3 protein-coding genes are annotated in these 3,637 nt (G+C 66.8%); all 3 read left to right on the top strand.

Going from position 1 to position 3,637, the window contains the following annotated elements; all coding sequences use genetic code 11:
- Nucleotides 1-1,079 (top strand): cytochrome c oxidase accessory protein CcoG (ccoG, locus tag HMPREF2581_RS19650; RefSeq protein ID WP_049262332.1); only part of this gene is annotated, 1,079 nt, incomplete at its 5' end.
- 97 nt (nucleotides 1,080-1,176) lie between these two features.
- Complete coding sequence (gene mapR / locus HMPREF2581_RS19655) at nucleotides 1,177-2,592, top strand: GntR family transcriptional regulator MpaR (protein WP_003101248.1); 1,416 nt, start codon at nucleotides 1,177-1,179, stop codon at nucleotides 2,590-2,592.
- 263 nt (nucleotides 2,593-2,855) lie between these two features.
- The coding region (locus tag HMPREF2581_RS19660; protein ID WP_045108362.1) for a cbb3-type cytochrome c oxidase subunit I at nucleotides 2,856-3,637 on the top strand (782 nt) is incomplete at its 3' end.

The raw sequence follows: 3,637 nt of genomic DNA on the forward strand, positions 1-3,637 counted from the left end.
GCGTCTGGTGCGGCTATACCTGCCCGCAGAGCGTGTGGACCTGGGTGTTCATGTGGTGCGAGAAGGTCACCGAGGGCGACCGCAATGCGCGGATCAAGCTCGACCAGGGTCCGGCGAGCGCCGCCAAGCTCTTGCGCAAAACGGCCAAGCACGCGCTGTGGCTGGGTGTGAGCCTGGTCACGGCGATCACCTTCATCGGCTACTTCACTCCGGTGCGGCCGCTGGTGGCCGACCTGTTCAGCTTCCAGCTGGACCTGGAAAGCCTGTTCTGGGTGCTGTTCTTCACCGCCGCCACCTATGTCAACGCCGGCTGGCTGCGCGAGCAGGTGTGCATCCACATGTGCCCCTACTCGCGCTTCCAGAGCGTGATGTTCGACAAGGACACCCTGATCGTGTCCTACGATGCCGCCCGCGGCGAGTCCCGCGGCGCCCGCAAGAAAGGCAGCGATCCGCGCGCCCAGGGGCTCGGCGACTGCATCGACTGCCAGCAGTGCGTGCAGGTCTGCCCCACCGGCATCGACATCCGCGACGGCCTGCAGATCGCCTGCATCGGCTGCGCCGCCTGCGTCGACGCCTGCGACTCGATCATGGACAAGATGGGCTATGAACGCGGCCTGGTGCGCTACACCTCGGAACGCGCCCTGGAAGGTGGCCAGACCCGCTTCCTGCGTCCACGCCTGGTCGGCTACGCGGCGGTGATGCTGGCGATGATCGGCGCCTTCGTCGTCGCCCTGGATGCCCGCCCGCTGGCCTCGCTGGACGTGACCCGCGACCGTGGGCTGTTCCGCGAGAACGCCGCCGGGCAGATCGAGAACATCTACACCCTCAAGGTCATCAACAAGACCCAGCAGCCGCAGCGCTATCGCCTGCAACTCGACGACGCGCCGGAGTTCCGCCTGCAGGGCGAGCACACCCTGAGCCTGAAGCCCGGCGAGATCCTCGACTTCCCGGTGTCGGTGGCCTCTACCGCCGAACGCGCCAGGGCCGGCTCGCAACCGCTGGCGTTCAGCCTGCGCGGCATCGACGACCCGAGCCTGGCGGTCGGCAGCACCAGCACCTTCGTTTCGCCGGCGCGCTGAGGAGGCCGCGATGAGGCATGACAACACGGTCCCGGCGCGCATAGAGTGGGCGCCAGCGGCCGTGCCCACGGCCAGCCAGGACAGCGGCCAGGACAAGATGAAGCGCTACGAGAAATTCGCCGACGAGATTGCCGAGCTGATCCGCACCGGCGTCCTCGCCCCCGGGCAGAAGGTGCCCTCGGTACGGCACGCCAGTCGTACCTACGGGGTCAGCGCTTCCACCGTGTTCCAGGCCTACTACCTGCTGGAAAGCCGTGGGCTGATCATGGCCCGCGCACGCTCCGGCTACTTCGTCTGCCAGCACGTGCAGCGGCCGCTGCCGGAACCGGAGATCAGCCCGCGCCAGGCCGACGCCACCGAGGTCGACGTCAGCGAGCTGGTGTTCTCCGTACTCAGTTCGATCAAGGACCCGGACACCGTGCCCTTCGGCTCGGCGTTTCCCAGTCCGCAACTGTTTCCCCTGCCGCGCCTGGCGCGCTCGATGGCCCACGCGGTGCGCGACATGGACCCGCAGTCGGTGGTCGCCGACATGACGCCGGGCAACCATGGCCTGCGCCGGCAGATCGCCCTGCGCTACATGGTCGGCGGCCTGCTGCTGCCGGTGGAAGAACTGGTCATCAGCAACGGCGCGCTGGAGGCACTCAACCTCTGCCTGCAGGTGGTCACCCGTCCCGGCGACCTGGTGGCCATCGAGGCGCCGGCGTTCTACGCCACCCTGCAGGTGCTGGAACGGTTGAAGCTGAAGGCGGTGGAAATCCCCGTGCATCCGCGTGAAGGCATCGACCTGGAAGTGCTCGCCGACAGCCTGGAGCGCCTGCCGATCAAGGCCTGCTGGTTCATGAGCAACTTCCAGAACCCGATGGGCGCGAGCATGGACGACGAGAAGAAACGCGCCCTCGCCGAGCTGCTGGCGCGCCACCAGGTGCCGATGATCGAGGACGACGTGTACGCCGAACTGTACTTCGGCCAGCAGGCGCCGAAACCGGTCAAGGCCTACGACCAGGAAGGCCTGGTGATGCACTGCAGTTCCTTCTCCAAGAGCCTGGCGCCGGGCTACCGGGTCGGCTGGGTGGCCGGCGGACGCTACGCCGAGCAGATCGAGCGACTGAAGCTGATGACCAGCCTGTCGGCGTCGATCCCGGCCCAGGCGGCCATCGCCGACTATCTCCAGCACGGCGGCTACGACCGCCACCTGCGCAAGCTGCGCTACGCCCTGGAGACCCAGCAGAACGCCATGCTCGCGGCGGTGGCGCGTTACTTCCCCGAGCAGACCCGGGTCAGCCGTCCCAGCGGCGGCTACTTCCTCTGGCTGGAGTTGCCCGAGGCGGTCGACTCGCTGCGCCTGTTCCAACTGGCCCTGGCCCAGGGCATCAGCCTCGCCCCGGGGCCGATCTTCTCCGCCACCCGCCGCTTCGCCCATTGCGCCCGGCTCAACTACGGGCACCCGTGGAGCGCGCGGCAGGAGAAGGCGATGGAGACACTCGGGCGGATCGCCCAGTCGCTGGCGGGATGACGCCCCGCACACGGAAAGCCACCCCGGCGTAGGGCGGATAACCGCGCGCGGTCATCCGCCATGATCGGCTCGCGTCCCCCATCCCGGTATGCGCCGCCGCCCTGCACGAACGCCTTCCCCCGCCCCATCTGATACCCAAATTCCATATCGACCTGAAGCTGTTTTACCCCCGCCCCAGCCCTTAGATTGCAGGCTCCGGCCGGCGCCCCGTCTCCCCCCTCGACGGCGGTCGCCGGCTGTTCATTTCTTTCGGGACTGTACAGATGAACAAAGCAACGACGGAACCTGCCTACAACTACAAGGTGGTTCGCCAGTTCGCCATCATGACCGTGGTATGGGGCGTGATCGGCATGGGGTTGGGCGTACTGATCGCCTCGCAACTGGTCTGGCCCCAGATGAACTTCGACCTGCCCTGGACCAGCTTCGGCCGCCTGCGGCCGCTGCATACCAACCTGGTGATCTTCGCCTTCGGCGGCTGCGCGCTGTTCGCCACCAGCTACTACACGGTGCAGCGTACCTGCCAGGTGCGACTGTTCTCCGACACCCTGGCCGCCTTCACCTTCTGGGGCTGGCAGGCGGTGGCGGTGATCCTGCTGGTCAGCCTGCCGCTGGGCAACACCACCACCAAGGAATACGCCGAGATCGAGTTCACCGGCGCGATCTGGCTGGCGATCGTCTGGGTCGCCTACGCGGTGGTGTTCTTCGGCACCCTGATCAAGCGCAAGGTCAAGCACATCTATGTCGGCAACTGGTTCTTCGGCTCGTTCATCCTGACCACCGCGATGCTGCACATCGTCAACCACATGTCGCTGCCGGTGAGCTGGTTCAAGTCCTACTCGATGTACTCCGGCGCCACCGATGCCATGGTCCAGTGGTGGTACGGGCACAACGCCGTAGGCTTCTTCCTGACCACCGGCTTCCTCGGCATGATGTACTACTTCGTGCCCAAGCAAGCCGGGCGCCCGGTCTACTCCTACCGGCTGTCCATCGTCCACTTCTGGGCGCTGATCACCCTGTACATCTGGGCCGGCCCGCACCACCTGCA

The sequence above is a fragment of the Pseudomonas sp. HMSC057H01 genome (assembly GCF_001836405.1).
GTDB lineage: Bacteria > Pseudomonadota > Gammaproteobacteria > Pseudomonadales > Pseudomonadaceae > Pseudomonas > Pseudomonas aeruginosa.

What these genes read in the sequence shown, in the direction of transcription:
- mapR (WP_003101248.1), top strand. Translation starts at nt 1,177, where the DNA reads ATGAAGCGCTACGAGAAATTCGCCGACGAGATTGCCGAGCTGATCCGC.